Raw genomic sequence first — 21,267 nt, 5'->3', positions numbered from 1 at the left:
AGGTCTCCCCGTAGTGGATGTGAACTAGCATGCCCAGCAACCCACCACTTTTTGAATCCGTTAGCTCAAGCCTTCTCTTCAACTCGCTTTCTCCGGGCGATCGCCCTTTTTTTGCGAGGTGATACCTCGGGCTTGCCCCCGAAGCTGGCGCCAGTGCGATTTCCCATTTGCCTTACCTCTGTGTGTATCCGCTTTTTTATTCTATCTAGCAGCTTCATTTTTCATTTTTAAGTCTGCTTAAGTGGACTTCGCTATCGCTCGGACTCTCTTTATATTCTGCTTCTCTCTATGTACTTCACAAGGTCTTGACCTCGACTCAGCCTGGGAGAGAGGGGAGGGAAGGGAGAGAAGCGGAAGCCTTAAAGCACTTTAGATACACCACGCAGGATGTAAATAAAGCACTTTAAGGCTTCTACAAATCAGAAAGCGACAGCCCGGTCGGTTGGGTCGGTCGGTCGATTGGCACTACGTACACGCACCAGTTGATGCAATGCCCAGTGCATAGAAGGTGGAGAATTCTAGCTCTCCACGCGGACGGCTGTATGCCTCGTAATCTGGTGGCTAGTGGGTACATGCAGGTCAGTGACACGTCGATAGACATATCTAGTGCATGAAAAATTTTTATGGTCACTGCCACGGTCGGAGATGGTCGCCCTTCGATTCCGGTGATTGCTCAATCCGGTGATACTCCCTGCTACGAGGCTCGACAAAGCATCCCCAAACCCTGCCTTCGCGCGCCGCAGGTACTTTAGCCTAAGCCTGCTGGGCGGCGGAATTCTTCCGCAAAATCTATGAATAAGAATCTTGCGGTTTTAGCTTTCCTGAGACCCGGTGCGCGAAGACGGCACTACGGCATGCATAGAGCCTGCGGCGAGAGCATCCGGCGCGGTGGAGTCTTGCTTGGAAGCCTGAGCTTCAATGCGCACAATCTGCGACTGCTTAAACCTGTGATCCGGCGTGCAGGTCAGCTTATATTTTGTCTCGGAAAGATCGCGAATCTTCTGCACATAGTTCTGTGTTTCGGGGAAGGGCGGAATGCCCTTGTACTTCTCGACCGCACCGGGACCAGCATTGTACCCGGCAAGCGCCAGGTCGAGCACTTCGTCGTCGTTATGGGCGTATTTGCCCAGCCGTTTCTTGAGCGATTCCAGGTACCGACCCTGCGCATCAATCGAATTGTGCGGATCAAGAATATCGCCGCCGTTGCCCCAATCCTTCCAAGCCTCATCGGTGAACTGGGCTACGCCTCGGGCACCCGCGCTCGAAGCAGCATTGATGCGCCAGTGGCTCTCATTTTCAAGCTGCGCCGCGATCACACCCGGGCGGATATTCGCTGTCTGCCCGGCCTTGCGAAGATCCTCGTGCACCTCTTCCGGCGCGTAGGTCAAGTCGGTCATACCGCAGTAGTCGTCGTAGGTGGCGGCGAGCCCCACCACACCCGTACCCAGGAGCAGCGCGGAGGCAATAATCTGCCAATGCGCCAGCGCCCCGGCGGTCACTTTCGTGAAGATTTTCTTGCCGGATGCGGTCTTGAGTGAGCTCTTCTTCGCCATTCCTCTAGCCTAGCACCCCAGTAAGCCTGACTAGCGCGGTTTTCACGGACCGGAAAGCTATAATTTCGGCGAAAATAGATGTACAGAATTATGTATGGCTTATAGGCGTACTGCGGCTTATTCAGAGGGAAGCTGTTAAATACGAGAAGCCACACCTGAGTGTGGCTTCAAGAGTTGGCGCTCGGAAGACTTTTGCGAAGAATCGCTCACCTCTAGCTACCGCTTAAATTTTAACACGAGAGTGCATGCGCACCGCAAGAACCGATATGCCAGAACCTACCGAGCCTCAATACCGTCGGGGAGGTCATCGCTGGTGAGATAGTAGCCGTTGGGCCAGATAACGCTCCAAGTGACGGCTCCGCTACCGCCTTGATCCCCCGAAGAACGCGCAACCGCGCGAACAACAAATACGCTCTGTGGCTTATCCATACCCGGAATCCTGACCTTAGCTTCGCGGTAATCCCGCACCTGAATATAGGTGCCGGGTTCGGGGTAGAGCCATTTACGCGCGTACTGCTCCGCCTCCTGCATAGTCTTCAGGCGCACCTTAGAATAGTCGAACGTGCAGTCAACCTCTCCATCTGCCACCTGCTGATAGGAGACGTCCTCCGGGCATGTAGGTTCTTTCCCCGGGGATGCGCTGGCAGACCCACTGGCACTGGGGGCGGCGCTTGTCGCATCGGCTTTATGCTGTTCCTGCCCAGCGTCAGATGAAGTACTCGGAGACGGTTTGGCAGTATTCGTTGCGGAGGGCGAAGCAGATTCCGAGGGCGAATCCTGCGCCCCCTGCGACTGCTGCGGCTGTTCCGGCGCGGGTGCCGCTTGCGGGCTCTGCTCAGAGACCTGCGGGGTTTGTACCGGGGCGCTTGATACTGGCGCGGAACTTGTGGATACGCTAGGTGTCGCCGTTCTGCCGGGTGTCGCCTCGTTCCGCTGCGTGCCTTTATAGAGCAGGAACATCAGGGTCAAGAACGCTACAATCGCTAGTGCTATGAGAGCGTATTTACGAAATTTTGCCACGGAGTCAACCTCGCCATCGGTGTAAGCACTGAGGGTTTTTCTTTAATGGTATCCGTGGAAACTATAAATATGTAGGGGTTTTCCCTTCCGGTATAAATACAGGGTTTTGCGGTGGGTAACTGCAACAATTAAGAATATGACTACGACAGAAACCACCGCTGAAACTCCAGCGGTATCCACCAAAAACCTGTTCAAAACCTACGGCCGGGGTGAGGCAACTGTGCACGCCCTGAATAATGTCACTATTGATTTTGAGCGGGGTAAGTTCACCGCGATTATGGGTCCTTCAGGCTCGGGTAAATCAACGCTGATGCAAACCCTCGCTACACTGGATACTCCCGATCATATTCCAGAGACCAGCATCCGTATTGGTACCACCGAACTGTACGGGCAGAGGGATAACCAGCTGACCGAGTTCCGGCGTGAGCACGTGGGTTTTATCTTCCAGGCGTTTAACCTGGTGCCTACCCTGACCGCTGGGCAGAATATTGATTTGCCGCTGGGGTTGGCGGGCAGGAAGCCGGATTCGGTTTGGCGTGAATACCTGGTCAAAACCCTCGGTCTGTCGGATCGGTTGGGTCATCGCCCCGAACAGCTTTCGGGTGGTCAGCAGCAGCGTGTTGCTATTGTGCGTGCGTTGCTGTCGCGTCCGGAGGTGGTGTTTGCCGATGAGCCCACCGGTAACCTCGACTCAAATTCGGGTGCTGAGGTGCTCAGGCTATTGCGGGATGCCGCCACTGAGCAGAAGCAGACGATTCTGATGGTCACCCATGATGCGCATGCTGCTTCATATGCTGATCGTGTGGTGTTTTTAAAGGACGGTGCGATTGCTGGGGAGATGTTGAATCCTACGCATGATGCTGTGCTGCAGGCGATGGGGCAGCTGGAAGGGTAAAGCACTCGCACGTCTAACAGGAGGGGAAATAGCCGCATGTCTACTATGTCTAAACGAACTAATACATCTCTGAATACGGTGGCGCGCTCTAACCTGCGCGCTTCTAAAGGTAAATACGTTCTGACCGGCATCGGCATAGCGGTTGCCTCATTCTTTATTGCCGCCATTATTGTGCTCCTCGGCTCGCTGCAAGGAACTATGGATGCCGCGATAGGAGATGCGCTCTCAGAGGACGATAACGTGGTCCTCTCGGCTGGAACTAACAACCCAAATAATTACACGGCGAACCATTACCTCACGCCCGAAAATCTCGACACGATCACCAACGACCCTTCGGTTCAACGCACCTGGGTCATATATGACGGGCAGGGTAAACTCGGCACCGGAGAAAACTCAGTAAAGGTGCGGTATACACCGGCTCCCACCGACACCGAGCTCTTCCCCTTCCCCGTTGACGGCAAACTGCCGGGCACAGACACCGAGCTGTTGATCTCAAAAGAATTCGCCGAAAAACACAACCTGCACCTTGGCTCAACGGTGACCTCACCGGATGTTGTGGCAGCTATTACCGACCCTAACACCGGTGCTACCAAGGAATACACCATTGCTGGCATTTTCGACACTGGGTTCTCCGGCTCGTTCTCAAACGATAACGTTTATATTGGTGGTACCTCCTATCAGAAAGTGGCAGATGAGGCACTCAAACAGCTTGACCCGAAATCTATGGAGGCAGCACAGCTACCACACCCCAGCATGACGTTCGTCCAGTTCAAAGGCGACGATGACGCCCACGCACGCACCGAGCTGCAGAAAAAGCTAGATACCGGTGATCAGAATACCGAACCCGTGGCGAAGTCGGGCGGGGAATATCTGCAGGATCTCAAAGAAGAAACCTCACAATTCTTTGCCTTTATCGGCGTGATTCTAGGGGCGTTCGCGGCGCTTGCTCTGCTGGTCTCATCTTTCGTTATCTCGAATACGTTCGCGGTGCTGGTCGGTCAACGTATCCGCGAGTTGGCGCTACTGCGCACTCTGGGGGCGCACGGGAAATCCCTGGTGCGCATGCTCTTAGTTGAGGCGCTCGTGGTGGGGGTTGTTTTCTCCGCTATCGGTGCTGCGCTCGTCTACCCGGTCGCGGCGCTTGCCGGTGTGCTGTTTAAAGATTTCATGGTCTCGTATGACCCGCTGGCGTTCATGGTGGGTGTAGTGGTCTGCACGCTCGTGACAGTTATTGCATCGCTCACCCCGGCACGTAGCGCGTTGAATATTTCGCCCATCAGCGCTCTGGGAGAGGGCACCGCCCAAGCTGTGAAGAAGCTGGGCATTGCGGGTCTGATTCTAGGTATAATCGCCGCCGCCGCAGGGGCAGCAGCAGTGTGGCAGTCGCTGAGTCTGACCGGCACACCGGATGCAGGTGTGCAACAAAGCAGCGCTGGGGTGCTGTTGGTCATGGTTGCGGCGTTGCTTTTGGGCGTTGCCGTGTTCTTACTCCTGCCGTGGTTGTTGCCGCCGCTGATTCGCGTGTTTGGTTCGGTGATCCGCTCTCAGACCGGGAACCTAGCAGTCGCTAACGCGCTGCGCTCGCCCAAGCGCACGGTTTCAACCGGGCGTGCCGTGTTGGTGGGTGTGCTCGTGGTGTCTGCAGTACTGAGTGGGTACTCCATTATGACCGCATCTACGGCGAAATCCTTGGAACGTGCCTATCCCGTCTCGGCGACGGCAACCTACGGGACCGGTGGCGGCACGGGGGCTGAGAGCCTTGCCAAGGCGCACTCGGTTGCCGATAAAGTGCAGGGGATTAAGAATGTCGAAAGCGTTGCGGTGGCTTCAGCTGCCGGTGCCCTAGAGTACACCATCACGTCGAAAGACGGCAGCCAGTCAATGAGCAACACCGTGAGTATGGTGGCGCTCAGCCAGGAAGATTTCGCCAAAGTTATTCCGGCTGAAGGCAAGTACCCGACTGAAGATAACACCGTGCTTGTGCCCGAAGCTCTGTACAATGATGCAGGCTTTGACGATTCCACCCGCCTGAAGGCACGCGGACCCTTAGGAGAGATCGAACTCAAGCCTATCAAGTCGACCAGTAAGATCGCGAATCTTTATGTGGTGAACCCAGCCACCGGCGCTAAACTGCAGAACCCAGATGACCCGCAGCCCTTGACCCCGCAGCAGCCCGGAGAAGCTGGGGAACAGCCCCAAGGTTCAGCAGCGCAGGAGCAGCGGGGCGCATCCGCTGCCTCAGGGGGTATGAATCCCTCAGCCGGGGCGGAGACTATGGTGCTGGTACACGCTAAATCCCCGCTGACCGCTACTGAGAACTCCACGCTACAGGATCAGCTTAATAAGGCTAATGACGGCAACGAGTTCACCGGCGGTCTGCAACAGCGCAGTCAGCTCGATCAGATTCTGACGATCATGCTGGGGATCACCCTGGGTCTTCTCGCCCTCGCCGTGGTGATCTCGGTGATCGGCGTGGCAAATACGATGACTCTCTCGGTCAATGAACGCCGCCGCGAGAATGCGATGCTGCGTGCATTGGGGCTCTCCCGCAAGCAGCTGCGCCGCATGATTTCGGCGGAGGCAGTACTGATTACCCTCGGCGCGGTGGCGTTGGGCATCCTCGGGGGTGTGTTTATCGGTAGCGTGAGCGCAAAGGTGGTGCTTGCTGCGACCGACCAAAAGGTGGAGTTCGTGCCAGATCTGCCGTATCTGGGGCTGGCGCTGATACTGCTGGTGGGTCTTGCATCAGCATTGGTTGCATCCGCTCTGCCGGCGGCACGCTCGGCTCGGATGTCGCCGGTGGAAGGACTCGGCAGCTAGCTAGTACCGCTGAGCTCAGACTTTTGTCATGGTTGTGCTTTGAAAAAGACCACAACCATGACAAAAGTCTGGGAAGACAGTAGGGGAAAGTGGGTAGGCGACAGCGATAATACCGCCGCCCCGACTTCCCGGACTACTTATCCGTCACCTTAATCTTGCCCATCGCGCCGCGTTCCATTTCGGCGAACCGGTGGTTCACGAACGTGTACGTGCCGGGTTCGCGGAACTGCATCTCAACGAACCCGCCCTGCGCCGAGTCCAGATCGAGTGCCTGCGAGTGACCGCCGGTTTCCCCATACGGATCTCTGCCGTTCCGCAGCAGGTAGCCGCCTTCCTTATAAACGGTGTCAAATTGTGAGCCGACCACGTGGAAACTCATGCCCTTCGACGGTCCCGCAGCCAGCAGCCAGATGCGCACGCGCTCGCCGGTTTTCACCTCCAAAGGTTGATTCACGTACTGGGTGGCATGCCCGTTGAACATGGTGAGCGAGGGGGTGCCCGCCGCAATGCCGTCAGAGGAAACTTCGGCGAGCTTATTGCCGTCAGCTGCGGTCTGCCCCGTATCGGTCAGGTATGTTTCATTCTGAACCATCACATACTCATGATCTACCGGTTCCAGATCCGGCGGGTCGATAATCACGGCACCGTACATGCCCGCCGCCATATGCAGACTCATGGGTGCGGTCGAGCAGTGGTACAGCCAAATACCAGAGCCGGTAGCCTCAAAACGGTAGGTCAACTTCTCGCCCGGGGCAATGGTTTTCATCGTGTTATCGGGCGAAACCATGCCCGCGTGGAAGTCGAGCGAATGCCCCATCGAACCGTTATTTTCCAGGGTAATCTCGAAGACATCGCCCAGCTTACCGTGCAGCACCGGGCCCATATACGAACCGTTGAATGTCCACGCCTTCACATCAAGCCCGGGTGCAATCTCGCGGTCGAGCTCCTGCACATCCATGGTCATCTTGTGCACGGTCTTACCGTCACGTTTCTCGCCCGCAGGCACGGGACGCAGTACCGGGTCACGGCGCTCATGGTCCTTGCCGGGGGAGGCGTGCATATCAATATTCGCGTTCTGGGCGGTCAGCAGGTTCGTGTTTGTGCCCGAGCCATTTGACCCGTTATTACCGCCGGATGCGCCCCCGTGATGTCCGTTCGCCTGCAGGTTATTACCGGTGGTTTTCACGTGAAATACCATGCCCTGCTGGCGATGCCCGGCCACCGAGCACCAGCCCTCAAGGTCGGAGGTCACCACGCCAACATCCACGCTCTTCGTCTCGCCGGGGTTCAGCGTTCCGGTTTTCGCGCCGTTGGCGAAGGTGAGGTCGTGGGTCATGCCCTGATCGTCGTTCGTCACCTCAATCACCAGGCGGTTACCCACCGGAACCTGCGCGGTATCGGGCGTAAATCGGTAGTTTGAGGTTGCCTTGACCTTCAGCGTTGTGGTCTGCCCTGTGCCGGTCGCCGTAGAACCGCCTATAAAGTTGAATCCTACTGAGCTGGGATCGGCTGCAATACCCAAGGTCAGCGCCAGAATCACCGCAAGCGCACCGAAGAGGGTCTGCCGGGTATGATTTACGGGTTCCTGTTTGACATCCGTGACAGGGGCAGGCTTCTCACCGCGCGCCCGCGCCGCCATCATCTCTTTACGGGTATTGACCGAGGCTTTAACGCCGCGCACCATAAAAGGCAGGAACGAAGCCAGACCGAGTGCCCCCACGGCAGAGACCGCGACCTTCACCCAAGAGCCCGTAAGCGCATTCGGCAGCATGAAAATAATGAGGCTCAAGTTCACAACCGTCACACGCCCGGCGGCGAGCCTACTAAATTCTTTATTGGATGCGCGCACCACGGCGGGACCGCCGCCCATACGCTGGGGGAGCAGGTAACTCATAGCACCCAGAAGCACCTGAAGCAGGAAACCTGCCACGAAAATGGGGGTAACCTCGCTCATGCGAAGCTCCTCAAACGGGGTGGTAAACACCAAGCCAGCAGTCCACACCACGCCGATAATAAGCCAGATAAAACCTGCACCTACCGACATTGGCGGGAACTCTGTGGGGCGCTTTGTGCGAAGGGTTCGCACCATCACCCACGCCACGATCAGCAGCCCCAGCAGGTAAACGAGCAGGCCCGCGCCCGCGAGGGGGCGCATCCCGAAGAGTGAAGCGAGCGTGGTAACCCCAACGCCCACGCACATCAGTATGAGGGCGCGCACGCTGGTTCCCAGGGCGTTTTCGACCATCTTGGTGCGCAGCATCGTAGGCCAGAACGTAATCAGGGTACCAACCACCGTAATACCCACGAACCCGAGAACATTCACGGCCTCATGCGCGAGCATAAACTGCGAATGCAGCGTGCCCCGCAAACCAGGCAGGGCCGTCATCGCACCCAGTACGGCACCGACGGGCAGCAGGAACGCTGCGGCGATATAGAAACGAATCGTAGCGCCAAACCGCGAGGGAAGCGCCTGTTTGACCTGGCGTAGAAGCGCATAGCCATGCCAAGCGACCATAGCGCCCACCGCCAACGCGCCGACAATCGTCAGGGGATAGAACTGCGGCATAAGATCCTGCAGAATCATGCCCGCCATCAACAGCACAATGCCGCCGTTAAGCGCAAAAATACGTGTGACTTGAATACCGCGAGCCGAATCAGGAATCTTAATTTTCATGAGCGCTTCGGTGAAGTGCTGACTCCAGATCAGAATCGAGTTCGTAATCAACCCCAGAGTCACCATATGCACAATCAGCCAGCCGCCTTTGGGGATAAAACGATGCACCAGAATCGCGATAATAACGCCAAACATCCAGTACGATACCGGCTTCGATGCGCGGCGATGCCAACTGCCCCGACCGGAGGCGCGCTTAGCAATCTCCTCAGGCGTTAGCGAGGCACCGGGGAGCTCGGTGGGGCGCATCCCAATCGTGAGTCCATCGTTGCCGGAACCCGAAACATCGGCCCCGGACCGTGCAGAACTTTGCGCCGCGCTCGGCTTTGAGGATGCGCCGCCACGACCGGTATCGCAGCCGGTTGATCCTTCTGAAGCAGAACCCGAGGGAGTGGGGTTATGGGGATTCTTGCTCACGGTGTTGTCTTTCGATCGCTTTTAGTCACAGTGCATATAGTTCCATTATATTGCCCGAATCATGCGAATTTTGGCTTTGCGTGAGCCGTCATACAGTACGGTGTCGGTAGGTGGTAACCGCTAGAATAGCCCTATGAAGTATCTGACTCTCGCCCCCCTCGCCGCCGTTGCCGCCGTAATGCAAGCGCTCGCTATTTACGCTTATGACCAAGATGGAATGGCGGTGGCGGGGCAGATCTTCTTTCCCGTTCTCTTTACGCTGATGGCGTTGTACCTCATGATGAGGAATCCGGGCGGGTCTGCCAAACAGCTTGTGGTGGTGGTCCTTGAGCTGGCAGTTTTCGCCGTCACGATGGTGGGGGTAAATCAGAAAAATCCTTATCTGTACCCCTCGATTATCGTCTACTATGCGTCGTTCGCGGTGCTTGCCTTAGAGGTTGCGGTGCGCATCGCCGAGATGCCCAAGAAGGCGAAGGTTCAGGACGATAGCGAAGCCTCCGAGTCTTCCGATCAGGATGCGCCCTCCGAAGGCAGCGACGATACCACCTCCGTAAAAACCGATGAAAAACCCGCGGCGAAATCTTCGGCGGCAGCAAAATCGGTGGGTCATGGACTGCGGCGCCCCCGAGCTCAACGCGGTACGCACTTGGTGGCGAAGGTGAAGCCGCGTGAAGGTGTCGAGTCTTCCGGGCAGAGCTCTCAGGGTAAGACTCACGACAGCACGAAACCTGAGCCCGAAAAATCTTCGGAAAATACTTCTGACTAGTATATATTTTGTATTTGGAATATATCGTGGGTGGCTTGTTCGCATAGGGTGAGAAACCGTATTCGCTGCATATCAGCGATTGGTGCGTGCCTCTTGCGCCCCAAGCAATGTATTTAACGCAAGCATCTGTCGCCCCAGAAAGACAGGCTCTCATCTGGGTATATGCCCGAAGAGGAATATAATCTTTCGGCGAACAGAATATCCACGCTACACTAAAGGGCGAGAACTTCAGCTCAGTAAGACAGGTACTAATACGCCATGACTGAATCCCGCGCCCAGACTCCGGTTCTGGGCAAACTTGCAGTAGTGGCGCTCATCCTCATGGTGGTGGGCGGCTATATTTTTGAAGCCTTCGTGAACACCTACGGCGGTCTGGATTTTTCGATCTACCGCATGGGTGCCATGACCATTTTCGATAATGAAGGTTTCGATAAAGAACTTTATGGGCGCGCTATGGTGAGCATCGGCGTGCTGGATTTGCCGTTCACCTACCCGCCCTTTGCGGCGCTGGTCTTTCTGCCGTTCGCCTTCATACCGCTCAAGGTGGGTATGGCGATTATGGTGCTTATTACGGCTGCCGCCGCTTGGTGGCTCTCCAGCATCGTGTACTCCTATGCCAATGCACATGGCCGGCCTTTACCGCTTCAGGATAAGCTCGGGCGTTATGGCACGATCGCCGCACTCACTATTGTGGTGATGCTCTGCGGACCTTGGCGGCGTACCTTCGACCTTATGCAGATTAACCCCATCATTATGGTGCTGATTCTTGCTGATTTTTTGCGCCCGGCAACCCGTGTGCCGCGCGGAGTACTCATCGGTATCGCTGGTGGTTTGAAACTGACTCCGCTCGTGTTCGGGCTTATTCTGCTGGTGCGCCGCGACTGGAAGGGCATTATCACTCTCGGCGCAACCTTCCTCGCCACCATTGCCCTCGGCTTTGTGCTGCTGCCGAAGGAGGCCCCGCAGTACTGGTTCCACGCGGTTTCAGATCCTTCGCGCGTGGGCGATATTAACTTCGTCGATAATATTTCGATTCAGGGCTGGCTTATGCACTATGGGCTGAACGGAACCGCCGCCAAGCTTGGGTTCTATCTGCTGGCGGCGCTCTCCGTCGTGCTCACCGCCGCTATTCTCTATCAGCTCGAACGCCGCAACAAGGTTCTCGCCCAGGTTGCCGTGACCGGGTTCCTCATGGTCAGTCTGTCGCCGATCAGCTGGTCGCATCATAACGTGCTTCTGCCGCTTCTGGTCCTCGTGCTTATTGTGGATGCATTCGGTGACTTCTTCACATACCTGCCGCCAGCCGCGGTGATTGTGGCGCGCATCCTGACCTGGGTGGGTGTTGTGGGGCTCTATATTTCCCCGCGCGTGCTCGGCGGCATGACCCAGTGGAATATGAATGGGCTCGAATTCTTGGCGGCGCCGGGTGTTGCGCTGGGTGGCACGCCGATCGTGTGCCTCTTTATCGTGACCGTTCTGCTGTGGGGGTGGGCGGCCCTCACCCCGAAAGCACGCAGTGCTTCGGTCAAACCTGCAGCAGAGTCGGCAAACGCCCCGAACTCGGCATAGCCTTGCGAACCGTGCAGAAGACCCCCGCATTGTCGATCACGATGCGGGGGTCTTCTCTAGCTCGGTTTAGACCAAGAAGTTATCGGCTACTTAGCGAATACCGACGTTCCAGGTGCCCTGGAAGGAGTTGATCGCCAAGTAAACATCTTCGGAAGCGTCAAACTTCGCGGTGCCCTGGAACTCCGAGGTGCTGGATTCCAAGATGACATCGTTCGAGCGGGCCGCATCCATCACGCGCAGGTTCATCACCGGCCTGCGCTCGTAGCCAGCCTCCAAGGTGCCCGAGCCGCCCGAGTAGATCACGGCGTAGGAGTTGAACGCGGCGCTGATCTTCTCACCCTTAGAAATCTTCGGTGCGGAGGAAGCATCGTAGACGCGAATGAGCCACTCGCCCTCACTATCGACATTCACCTTGCGGGTGGGGCTGGAAGTCTTCAAGTCCATCCACAGGGTGCCCGAGATTTTATCTTTGGTCAGCGCGGAAGTGTAAAGAGCGAAGCTGGAAGTTTTATCGTCCCCCGTGCGCCCCTCCAGGGAGTGGCGCGAGTTGGATTCTTTGGAGGGGGTGAACTCGTAGTAGACGATAGCCTTCGAATCGTTGCCCTTGGGCTTCTCGATATCGATGGTCTGCTTATCCTTGCCCTTGTACTCCTTGAAATCGCCGCTGGGCAGTTTCGCCTCAACATTCTTCAGCTCGGCGGGTGAAGAATTTGCTGAGCTCTCTGACGATGCCGAGGCTGCCGATGATGACTCGGCGGGGCTTTCCGATGCTGCTGCATTGGAAGATCCACGCGGCAGGGTGAAAATCAGCACCAGAATGATAATAATCAACAGCGCCACAGCACCGGCAATTACGCTCCACCCGGCGGGAGTCGCAAAGAACGGGCGCTTCGGCTTCTCGGGCTGGTTGAAGGGAGTCTGACCGTTTGCATACGGCGAATCGCTGAACCCGGACGCTGCCGCCGCAGTGAACCCGTTGAGCGCATCCGAGGTGTTTGACTCGGAGTATTGCTGATTCTGGTTCGACTGGTTCTGATTGTACGAACCCTGAGCAAAACCGCTGTTCTGAACGTTATTATTCTGAGCACCGTTCTGCTGCTGGAACTGCTGCGATTGACCGGCCTGGTACTGACCCTGCTGAGACTGGTTCTGTTGCGACTGCGAGCCCTGGAATTGGTTGGGCTGACCCTGTCCCTGGATCTGGTTACCCTGCTGGTTTGAAGCATTCTGCACCGAGTGCTGCTGATTCTGTCCCGACTGAGAGCCCTGATCCTGTTGGGCGTTCTGATCCTGCCCGCCCTGGCTCTGAGAACCCTGCTGCTGAGCCGAAGCGCCGGATGTGCCCGCCCCGGAGGAGGCCGCCGCACCCGCGCCCGCTGCGGCGCCTGCGACAGCACCAGCGGCGGCACCCGCACCAAAGCCCGAGCGTGACCGATCCTGCCCCTGCTGAGGCTGTTGTCCCTGGTACGACTGACCGGACTGACCCTGCCCCTGCTGAGGCTGACCGGACTGAGAATATCCTGGCTGGGATTGTCCGGGCCGCGCCTGACCGGATTGCTGCTGCTGAGACTGTGACTGGGCGAATCCCTGCTGGCTCTGCTGCTCTCGACTCTGGGACTGCTGCGCCTGCGAACCCTGATTCGGGGCACTCTGACCCTGGGTATATCGGTTCTGAGCGCCCTGGCTTTGGGTGCTCTGGCTTCGCGGATCCTGGCTCTGAACGTTTCGCTCCTGAGCGTTCTGCCCGGCAAATCCTTGCTGGGGCTGGGCGCTTAGGCCCTGCTGCTCGGAACCCTGGTTCTGCTGCGCAAAACCTTGATGCTGATCAGAGCCCTGCTGTTGCTGGTTGAAGCTCTGCTGGCGCTGTGTAGAATCCTGCTGCTGACGCTGGGCAAATTCTTGCTGACGCTGGGCCTCAAAAGACTGCGGCTGCTGACCCTGCTGAGACTGTGCGGGCTGCTGCGGCTGAGACTGATTCTGCTCACGGGACTGGCTGAACTGCTGCTGACCGGGCTGATTCTGCCAAGGCTGAGGAGCCTGCGCATCGAACCCGCGAGGCTGCTGCTGGTTCTGCGAACCCTGCGCTTGAGGCGCCCGATTCTGCTGAGCCTGACCGCCAAAGCCCTGCTGTGACTGTGCGCCCTGCTGAGACTGAGCACCAAAATTCTGCTGGGAATTCTGCGATGCAAATCCCTGCTGCTGAGAGCCGCTTCCCGGCGTCTGAGACTGCGAAACATTCGGGCTCGACTGACGCTGCGCAAAATCCTGCTGACGCTGCTCAGAGCCAGAGCCCTGCTGCTGATTGAGGCTCTGCTGGCGCTGTGTAGAATCCTGCTGCTGACGCTGGGCAAATTCTTGCTGACGCTGGGCCTCAAAAGACTGCGGCTGCTGAGATTGCCCGGGCTGTTGGGCCTGAGTAACGTGTTGAGGCTGTGCGGGCTGCTGCGGCTGAGCCTGCTGACCCCGGTTCTGAGCGTTCTGCTCCTGAGAACTCTGCGCGGCAAAGCCCGACTGCTGCTGATTCACGGGAGCCTGAGGCTGCCCCTCAAAACGCTGCTGCGTGGGAGGAACCTGGGAAGTGCCGCGCGGGGGAGTAGCCGGTCGGGAAGATGCCTGAGCCTCGGCACCGCGCGAATCAGCCGAATCGCGTGCATCCGTAGGCTCACCCTGCGACTGACCCGAAGACTGCTCGGGGCGCGACTCGCGTGAAGGAACCTGCTGCTGTGCGGACTCTGAAGATACAGGCTCCTGTCGTGCAGCCTCGGGCCGTTCGGCACCTGCTGCAGCGGCAGAACCTGCGGACCCCTGAGAATCCTGTGCGTCGCTGAGGGGCTCTCGCGTATCGTAAGAAACACCCGAACCCTGTGCGACTCCCGGTTGCTGTGCGCTCGTCTCCGGCGCGGATGGGGCATTGTGGGTATCGCGAGCGGGCTCGCGGGTAGGCTCCGAAACCTGAGGCTTTGGAGCCTCGGCGGTGCCGCTCTGACGGTTTACGGGAGTCTCAGAAGCGCTCTGCTCGGAACGCATCTGCGACTCGGTCGAAGAGCCTGCCGCTGCACCGGAACCGGATGCGCCCGCACGTTCACCCGCGACCTCGCGCGGCTCGGAATTCCTGGACGCCGCATCCTGAGCGTGGGCAGACTCCGCCTGAGTCTTCTGCTCAGGGGTCTGCTGATGGGAAGTTTTCTGCTCGGCAAACTGTTCGGAAATGGTCGGCGCGGTACGCTGCTTCGGGGCGGAAGCCTGCGCAGACTCACCGCTCTGCTCAGAGCTTGACGATGGCGAGGGCTTCGCGCTGGAAGAACCCTCAGAAGAGCCCGATGCGGCAGATGAAGACTCCGCCGTCGAGGACGCCTGCTCATTCTCAGGCTCGGGCTCCTCAATCCACAGCTGCCAACCTTCGGGAACAGGACCCCATGCGGGATCGGGCCGCCACGTCGGGGTAGGAGACCACCCGGCAGGCGGTTTGGGCCAATTTGGGGGCGGATTGAAGACGAGAGCCATCTGAACCTTCCTTCACTACTGGCGCCAAAAACACCCGGAAGCGTAGGCACGAGTAGCCTCAAATTTTAAACTACGGTAACCCTCAAATTATGGCATATTTCCCATAAAATATAAGCCCGAAAAGTTCATAGGCAGGTAAATTATTACACCGTAAGGCAACCCGCACAGATGCCCCCGGTGTGACATTCGGGGGAGGGTCCCCTCTATTATGGATACTATGAGCACTAATCACCAGCAGGAACCCGGACATCACGGTTCTGAGTTCATTCCAACAAACCAACCACCTGGCGCAGTCACTAATACCCAAAATATGCCCACGATGCTGAGCCCGCATCAGGCAGAAAGTTACGGGTACGGCGCTGAGCCTACCTTCGCCTCCGCTGAGTATTACAGGAGTAACCGCCTTACCCGTAAGGAACTTCTGGAACGCGCCAGCGAGCTGCCCTATCACCGGTTATCGCATGTGAACCCGCGTGCGCGTTGGTTCACCCCGGTTCTTGAGGGCTTGCTGATTGCCGGCATCTATTTTGTGCTCCTGCTGATTGTGAGCTTTGCGCTGCTGGCATTCGCCGTGATGCTGCGCGTCCCTTACGATTACCTGACCGATCTGCAGCGTATTTACGCGAACGTTTTTAAGACCCCGCTTGTTTTTGTTGCGCTTCTTATTACCATCATTCCGGTGATTCCGGCGATTTTCATTGCGCGCCTAATTACCAACTTCAAACCCTTAGGGCTGATTCACTCCATTGCGGGCCGCATGCGGTGGTCCTATTTGGGCGTTTTCCTAGGCTTTGGGTTCCTCATTTTCGGTCTTTACTATGTAGGGTTCGCGACTCTGGATGGTTCTTTGACCACGCAGAACAGCGTGCATCCGCTGAATTCCGGCATGTTCTGGCTGTACATTGTGCTTATTCTGCTAATAGTTCCGTTCCAGTGCTACGCCGAGGAACTGCTCTTCCGCGGTTATCTCATGCAGACCGTGGGTCGGTGGCTGAAGAATCCCGTTTGGGCAATTATTATTCCAGCGCCTATCTTTATGGTGCTGCATGGTTACGGACTGTGGGGTCTGCTTTCTGTGCTGACGATGGCTCTGATCGCCGGGTTCTTGTGCTGGTATACTGGCGGTCTTGAAGCCGGTATCGGTCTGCATATTGCGAATAATGTTTCGATTTTTATCTTTGGGCTGCTGGGTTTGGAGGATCCCTTTGGTGCGGTTCGTGAGGAACAGCCGCTTGACTTTGTGCAGGCCCTTATTCTGCAGCTTGCCTTCGCCGGGCTCGTGTACATGTACACCTACCGGCAAAAGAGGAAAGCCGCTCTGAACCAGGGGCAGGATGCGGCTGCTGCCTCCTCGGCTGAGGGTGCGTCAATGGGCGTGGAAGCGCCCGCTTCTTCCTCGGATGCGCCTGCCACCGCAGCACCGGCTTCGGGTGCTGCGCACGCGGCCACACAGCCTGGTATGTCCGTGAAAAATGCTGCTGCTTCACCTGCTGCTGATACTTCTGCACCGCAAGGGTCGCAGGCGCCGGTACAATCACAACCTGTACAACCTGCTGCCCCTGTGGCGGGGAACGCCAATCCTGCACAGGATAATGCTTCGGTAAAATCGGCGTCTTCGGCTGCCCCCACCAACCCGCAAGCAGCTGAGGAACATCGTGCACCCGAGCGGAATATCGCGGAGAAACCGGCTGCACAGGCACCCGCCGCGAAGCCTGTGGAAGGCGCTCGTAAGAGCGAGCAGAATGATACGTCGGTCAAGGCTTCTGCCCCCGCGCAGCCCGAACGTTCGGCACCGGCTAATAAGCCTGCACCAATCGGTAAGCCTGCGCCAGCCAAGGAATCTGTGCCGACTCATGAGTCAGCCCAGTCCCAGAAACCGGCGCAAACTACCAAACCGGCACAGGCTCATAAATCGGATCAGCCCCAAAAGCCGGTACACACTAATGAATCAGCCCAGGCTGAGCGTCCGACGACCGCGAATACTGCCGCCCGCGCGACCGGGAAAGAAGCGCAGACCGTCGATAAACCCGCGCAGTCTGCACAGGCGAGGACTATCGCCGACGAGCTCAAGCCTGCCGTGGTTGCCCCCGCAGCAGCGGAAAAGGCTCCGTCAGGCATAGATCTGGATGCGGCGCAGAAAGCGGCACGCGCCTCCGCGCAAAAGGCTCAGCAGGGCTCGAATCGGGCCGATTCTTCTGTGCGCGCCTCCGGGGCGCAGGGGTCTGCATCGAATGCAGCCGCGCCGCAGAAGGGAACCGCCAGCGCATCTGCCGCGCAGTTAGACGATACGAAGAACCCTTCCTCAAAGAACTTCGCGCCGGATACCTCCACAATGAGCATTCCCGTGCAAAATGCCTTGTCAGCATATGAACGTGCCAAGGCTCAGGCCCTAGCTCAGCAGAAAGAAGCTGCCCGGCAGAAGGAAAGCGGGCAGGGCGCATCCGCTAAGAATGCGGCTGCGGAAAACTCGGCTGCAGTTTCGCAGACCTCGCGGGCTCAGCGGGAGGCATCCCAGAACACCTCAGAGGTTCCCTGGGCTACCGCTCCGATTCCGAAAATCTCGCCGGAAGCCGCACAATCGCATAAGCAGGGATCAACAGACGCTTCACCGTGGACCTCGGCGTTCCCCGTCATTCCCAAACCCAAGAAGTAGGCGCATAGTATGACCGTTGATGCCGTCAAAAATATCGAAGATCTCGCCCAGTTCGTCTGCGATTCGCCCGTCTCATATCTGGCGGCGCGAACCGTGGCGCGGCGCCTGCAAGCGGCGGGGTTTACCGAGCTGAACGAAACCGAGCCGTGGCAGAATGAGGCTGCCGTCGGCAGGCATTTCGTGATGCGTGACGGCGCGATCATCGCTTGGGCTGGCGGTCGGCGGGCGCAGAAGGCGAGCGGTTACCGGGTGCTGGGTGCGCATACGGATTCGCCGTCGCTTAAGCTCAAGCCGAGTTCGTCGGTGACGGCGGCAGGATGGCATCAGATGGGCGTCGAAAATTACGGTGGCGCACTGCTTAATTCCTTTTTGGATCGTGAGCTGCGCGCCGCCGGGCGCCTGACGGTACTTCGGGAAGACGGCACCCTTCAGGATCGCTATGTGGTGACTGGGCCGTTGGCGCGTGTGCCGCAGCTGGCCCCTCATCTGGACCATAAACGTAATGAGCTGACCCTCGATAAACAGTTCAATATGTACCCCATTTGGGGCGTGGATGATACCGAGAACGATGTGCTCGCCTATTTGGCGCAGCAGACCATCGACGAGGGCGGTTCGGTCGATCCGGAGCAGATCGTCGGTTACGATGTGCTCTTTGCGGATGCGCAGGAACCCCGCCGTTTCGGGCGAGACGGAGAGTTTTTCGCCTCGGGCAGGTTGGATAATCTCTCGTCGGTTCATGCCGGATTGTGCGCCTTAGAACGCTATGTCGCCGAGAATGCTGATGAAGACTCAGCGCATACCGTGATGCTTGCGGGATTCGACCACGAAGAGATCGGTTCTGAAACCCGCAGCGGTGCCGCCGGTCCGTTCCTGGAGGACGTGCTGGTGCGGCTCTCGCAGGCTCGCGGGGAAAGCCAGGATGAGTACCGCCGCTCGCTCGCCGATTCAGTGTGCCTTTCGGCGGATGCCGGGCATCTGGTGAACCCGAACTACCAGGGGCATCACGATCCGACGGTGCGCCCGCTTCCCGGTGCTGGCCTGTTGCTGAAGATCAACGCGAATCAGCGGTATGCGACCGATGCGGTGGGTGCCGGTATTTTCGCGGCGGCGTGCAAGGCGGCGGGCGTTCCCTATCAGGAGTTCGTGTCGAATAACAATATGCCCTGCGGTTCCACGATCGGGCCTATCACCGCCACCCGGCTGGGAATGCGCACCATCGATGTTGGGATTGGACTACTGTCGATGCACTCGATGCGCGAAATGTGCCACGTTCACGATATGGCATACCTGACCCGCGCGGTGGAAGGCTTCTATCGGTTGTAGTTGTTTCATCCTTTCCGCCCCGCCTCTATCGCCCATAAGTCGTACACTTTCCTGCATATCGTACGTTTTAACCCTACGAATATGCAGGAAAATGTACGATATATACCGTTATATCGTGCCTAGGTGCACACATACCGACAATACATTCTCCCGCCGTATCAGGCAGCGGGAGAGAAAGAGAACTCGGTGAAATACCTCAAACCATATTTTATATTTTGCGCTCGCGTTATGACTTTAGCCTGGCGAGTATCATCCCCGAAAAACCTTAGCGTACTGGCCGCCGTCATTATCTCTGCGCTCGCTCTGATCGCCTGCCCAATTCTGCTGGGTTATGGTGTTCAGCGCACCCTTGAAAACCCCGAAGTTTGGCGCCAAAACCTTGCCATTCTCGTGATCCTTTACAGTTTTCTATGGCTAATCGGGCAGAGCTTTCGGTATCTTTTCTACCCTGCCTACGGGTTCATTGAGCAGAAAATGCAATCGCGCCATATGGCGGATGCACTCGTCACCAGCATCGGCGCCGACCCGCGCGCACGCGCTATGCTAGGCGCCTCCGAAATTGCGTATGCCGTCGATGCGCAGGCCGCATCCATTCGCGAAACCCTCGCCACCTTGTACCTCTCAATTCTGCCCGCCGGGGTTGGTTGTATCGCCGGTGCTGTCTCAATTCTGGTGATGGGTGGCGTGCCGGAGCTAGGCATATTTTGCGGGTTTGTAGCCCTATATCTGGCTGGAAGCGTGCCGCTGATTGCGCGTCATCAGAAGTTTCAAGGCGAATTCTTTGACGGCTCAATGCGCAGTTTCGGCGCCCTGGAAAACACGCTCCGCCTGTGGCGTGAAAGCAGAATCCTTGGGGCAGCTCCCTTTCTGCGTGACCGATACGCCCAAGGCCGCCTGCCTGTAGAAGCAAAAGCTCTCAAAAGTTACCGTTACACCATGTTGTTACACACCTGGCAGGGCGCGATGCTGGCTCTATGTCTGCTCGCAATAGTGCTCAAAACCGTATTATTTGGTGAAGGTTCTCCGGCGCAGATTACGGGTACTGCGGTGGCACTCATCGGAGTATGCGCGGCGGCAATTGGCCCGCTCCAAGCCGTCGGCTTTGGGGTATCGACCATCGCGGTCTCGGCGGAGCGTTACCGGCAGGCGCACCATAAAATAGCCACTCCTGCCGCTGAGAGTTCGGGGTATCTCATCGACTATGTCGTAACCACAGGTGAGCTTTCCCTCCGCGTGGATGCACGCAACCTGAGTGAAACATCCTATGGTGTGTATACGGTGAAGCCGGGACGCCCATGTTGGGTGCGTGGCGCATCCGGCGCGGGAAAAAGTTTGCTTTTAGAACGGCTTCTTGGTGTGCGTGCGACAACTACCCCCGCTTATATGTCGATGAGCGCGCCGCAAGGCACTCTTCGGTTCGTCTACCTGCCGCAGGAAGCTGGGTTGCTGGTTGGTACCGCGCATGAGAATGTGGCGTTTGGGCGCGACATTCCGGTGCATATATGCGACCGGTACCTGCAGGCGGTGGGGCTAAGCGAATTTACCTCTAGTGGTGCTCGACGTCATGACACCGTCGCGGGTGAGAGCGGCAGCGTGTCCGGGGGAGAGGGCAGGCGCATCGCTTTGGCGCGTACTTTGGCGGCGGCCGAAACCTTGAATGAGCAGAAAGCCCTGAGCCCCGCGACCGTCATGGTTCTCGATGAACCGACCGCCGGGCTGGATGCGCCTACCCGTGCCCGAGTCTGGGAACTGATTGAGCGAGCGGCCCATACCGCAATCGTGCTGGTGAGCACCCACGATGAGGATGCGCCCGCCCGGCAGGACGATACCGTCATTGAACTCTAATGCGGCGCGAACTCTAGGAATGAGAGCGTTTTACCTGTAAAACATTCGGTAAAGTTGAATTAACCCTTTTCACCGGGGTAAGAGCACACGGCACGCATTATGAAATTTACCCCCGTGATGACTCTTAGGGTGGAGAGGGGGTGAGTAGGAATGCTGTTCTACGAGATAGTAGAAACGGCTCAAGCGATCCTCATCAACTACATTCTGATTGATGGATCGGCTCAAGCCGTT

The 21,267-nt window shown here is 57.7% G+C and carries 12 protein-coding genes; 8 read left to right on the top strand and 4 right to left on the bottom strand.

Going from position 1 to position 21,267, the window contains the following annotated elements:
• Positions 1-623 precede the first annotated feature (623 nt).
• On the top strand, positions 624-752 hold the full coding sequence (locus HMPREF2981_RS11185) for a hypothetical protein (protein WP_256370517.1): 129 nt from the start codon (positions 624-626) through the stop codon (positions 750-752).
• 60 nt (positions 753-812) lie between these two features.
• Here the strand turns inward: HMPREF2981_RS11185 and HMPREF2981_RS05495 are convergent, their stop codons facing one another.
• Both HMPREF2981_RS05495 and HMPREF2981_RS05490 read right to left on the bottom strand, forming a co-directional pair.
• The gene (locus HMPREF2981_RS05495) at positions 813-1,553 is read right to left on the bottom strand and encodes a lytic transglycosylase domain-containing protein (RefSeq protein WP_070661477.1); all 741 of its coding nucleotides are present in this window, start codon (positions 1,551-1,553) and stop codon (positions 813-815) included.
• A 276-nt stretch (positions 1,554-1,829) separates the two neighbouring features.
• Positions 1,830-2,573, bottom strand: coding sequence for a peptidoglycan-binding protein (locus HMPREF2981_RS05490; protein ID WP_070661475.1), 744 nt, complete (start codon positions 2,571-2,573; stop codon positions 1,830-1,832).
• A 136-nt stretch (positions 2,574-2,709) separates the two neighbouring features.
• On the opposite strand from HMPREF2981_RS05490, the gene HMPREF2981_RS05485 reads away from it, so the two are divergent.
• Together HMPREF2981_RS05485 and HMPREF2981_RS05480 are read left to right on the top strand one after the other, a co-directional pair.
• Positions 2,710-3,468 carry an ABC transporter ATP-binding protein gene (locus HMPREF2981_RS05485; RefSeq protein WP_070661470.1) on the top strand — a complete coding sequence of 253 codons (759 nt, stop codon included), beginning with the start codon at positions 2,710-2,712 and terminating at the stop codon, positions 3,466-3,468.
• 36 nt (positions 3,469-3,504) lie between these two features.
• On the top strand, positions 3,505-6,288 hold the full coding sequence (locus HMPREF2981_RS05480) for an ABC transporter permease (protein ID WP_083313858.1): 2,784 nt from the start codon (positions 3,505-3,507) through the stop codon (positions 6,286-6,288).
• A 133-nt stretch (positions 6,289-6,421) separates the two neighbouring features.
• Here the strand turns inward: HMPREF2981_RS05480 and HMPREF2981_RS05475 are convergent, their stop codons facing one another.
• A complete protein-coding gene (locus HMPREF2981_RS05475) occupies positions 6,422-9,376 on the bottom strand; it encodes a multicopper oxidase domain-containing protein (RefSeq protein WP_083313857.1) in 2,955 nt (984 codons plus the stop codon).
• A gap of 133 nt (positions 9,377-9,509) precedes the next feature.
• On the opposite strand from HMPREF2981_RS05475, the gene HMPREF2981_RS05470 reads away from it, so the two are divergent.
• Complete coding sequence (locus tag HMPREF2981_RS05470; protein WP_070661466.1) at positions 9,510-10,142, top strand: hypothetical protein; 633 nt, start codon at positions 9,510-9,512, stop codon at positions 10,140-10,142.
• 258 nt (positions 10,143-10,400) lie between these two features.
• Positions 10,401-11,711, top strand: coding sequence for a glycosyltransferase 87 family protein (locus tag HMPREF2981_RS05465; protein WP_070661463.1), 1,311 nt, complete (start codon positions 10,401-10,403; stop codon positions 11,709-11,711).
• Between the two features lie 90 nt (positions 11,712-11,801).
• On the opposite strand, the gene HMPREF2981_RS05460 is transcribed toward HMPREF2981_RS05465, so the two are convergent.
• Complete coding sequence (locus tag HMPREF2981_RS05460) at positions 11,802-15,215, bottom strand: hypothetical protein (protein WP_070661460.1); 3,414 nt, start codon at positions 15,213-15,215, stop codon at positions 11,802-11,804.
• A gap of 217 nt (positions 15,216-15,432) precedes the next feature.
• Between HMPREF2981_RS05460 and HMPREF2981_RS05455 the strand changes: the two genes are divergently transcribed.
• The 3 genes from HMPREF2981_RS05455 to HMPREF2981_RS05445 all read left to right on the top strand — a co-directional run bounded on the left by HMPREF2981_RS05455 (position 15,433) and on the right by HMPREF2981_RS05445 (position 21,036).
• Positions 15,433-17,868 (top strand): CPBP family glutamic-type intramembrane protease, encoded by a 2,436-nt coding sequence (locus HMPREF2981_RS05455; protein WP_246825333.1) that lies wholly within the window; start codon positions 15,433-15,435, stop codon positions 17,866-17,868.
• 9 nt (positions 17,869-17,877) lie between these two features.
• The gene (locus HMPREF2981_RS05450) at positions 17,878-19,191 is read left to right on the top strand and encodes a M18 family aminopeptidase (RefSeq protein ID WP_070661455.1); all 1,314 of its coding nucleotides are present in this window, start codon (positions 17,878-17,880) and stop codon (positions 19,189-19,191) included.
• A gap of 186 nt (positions 19,192-19,377) precedes the next feature.
• Complete coding sequence (locus HMPREF2981_RS05445; RefSeq protein WP_070661505.1) at positions 19,378-21,036, top strand: ATP-binding cassette domain-containing protein; 1,659 nt, start codon at positions 19,378-19,380, stop codon at positions 21,034-21,036.
• The last annotated feature ends 231 nt before the right edge of the window (positions 21,037-21,267 follow it).

This window comes from Rothia sp. HMSC069C01, assembly GCF_001814655.1.
GTDB classification, from domain to species: domain Bacteria; phylum Actinomycetota; class Actinomycetes; order Actinomycetales; family Micrococcaceae; genus Rothia; species Rothia dentocariosa.
This window is presented reverse-complemented; position numbering and strand designations above follow the sequence as displayed.

Bases quoted from the DNA above. Each gene is read 5' to 3' on its own strand.
- HMPREF2981_RS05450 (WP_070661455.1), top strand. From the start codon at position 17,878: ATGACCGTTGATGCCGTCAAAAATATCGAAGATCTCGCCCAGTTCGTC.
- HMPREF2981_RS05465 (WP_070661463.1), top strand. From the start codon at position 10,401: ATGACTGAATCCCGCGCCCAGACTCCGGTTCTGGGCAAACTTGCAGTA.
- HMPREF2981_RS05455 (WP_246825333.1), top strand. From the start codon at position 15,433: ATGAGCACTAATCACCAGCAGGAACCCGGACATCACGGTTCTGAGTTC.
- HMPREF2981_RS05480 (WP_083313858.1), top strand. From the start codon at position 3,505: ATGTCTACTATGTCTAAACGAACTAATACATCTCTGAATACGGTGGCG.
- HMPREF2981_RS05460 (WP_070661460.1), bottom strand. From the start codon at position 15,215: ATGGCTCTCGTCTTCAATCCGCCCCCAAATTGGCCCAAACCGCCTGCC.
- HMPREF2981_RS05495 (WP_070661477.1), bottom strand. From the start codon at position 1,553: ATGGCGAAGAAGAGCTCACTCAAGACCGCATCCGGCAAGAAAATCTTC.
- HMPREF2981_RS05470 (WP_070661466.1), top strand. From the start codon at position 9,510: ATGAAGTATCTGACTCTCGCCCCCCTCGCCGCCGTTGCCGCCGTAATG.
- HMPREF2981_RS11185 (WP_256370517.1), top strand. From the start codon at position 624: ATGGTCACTGCCACGGTCGGAGATGGTCGCCCTTCGATTCCGGTGATT.
- HMPREF2981_RS05485 (WP_070661470.1), top strand. From the start codon at position 2,710: ATGACTACGACAGAAACCACCGCTGAAACTCCAGCGGTATCCACCAAA.